Source organism: Pseudomonas sp. EL_65y_Pfl2_R96, from assembly GCF_963970905.1.
GTDB lineage: Bacteria > Pseudomonadota > Gammaproteobacteria > Pseudomonadales > Pseudomonadaceae > Aquipseudomonas.
On sequence record NZ_CAXAQH010000187.1, the window covers coordinates 1 to 560 of the forward strand.

The window sequence follows — 560 nt, forward strand, 5'->3', positions numbered from 1 at the left end:
CGGTGGCCCGAGGCAGCGATCGCATCGTCGAAGAATTTGAGCGGCAGGTCGATATGCAGGCCAGCGCCATCGCCAGTCTTGCCATCGGCATCGACCGCGCCGCGATGCCACACGGCTTTCAGCGCATCGATCGCGGATTGGACGACACGGCGCGACGGCGTGCCATCGGTCGCCGCGACGAGACCGACGCCACCAGCGTCACCCTCGAATTCGGGGCGGTACATGCCGTGTTCGGCGAGGCGGAGGCGTTCGGATTCCATCGTCATGGCTTGGCCTTTTTCGCGGCGGTATCTGCTAAGAAGGGGGCAAGCGCCGCACCGACTGCTTCAGTGACGCGCTTTTCGGATAGAGCATCCCGCTCGTTGCTCCAATCTGCCGCGATCTTGAGCATTTCCGGGTTGAGTTGGCGGATCTTCAGGCCCAGCGGGGTGAAAACAAAGTTGTACAGCGCTGTGCGATCTTCCGATGTCGCATTTGTTGCGGCTTTAGTCGCGGACGCTGTAACTGTCGCTCCAAGTTCGGCTGCATCGACCTTGCGATCCGGAGCCGCGATTTGTTTT

Annotated in this window: 2 protein-coding genes; both read right to left on the reverse strand. The window is 61.4% G+C overall.

Translation table 11 applies throughout. The annotated features are described in order from the left end of the window. Positions 1–266, reverse strand: a 266-nt coding sequence (locus AACY49_RS30135; protein WP_339527892.1) for a hypothetical protein, incomplete at its 3' end; no start/stop codon positions are given. Beyond that, on the reverse strand, positions 263–560 hold a 298-nt coding region (locus AACY49_RS30140), incomplete at its 5' end, for a hypothetical protein (RefSeq protein ID WP_339527894.1). The genes AACY49_RS30140 and AACY49_RS30135, both read right to left, overlap by 4 nt.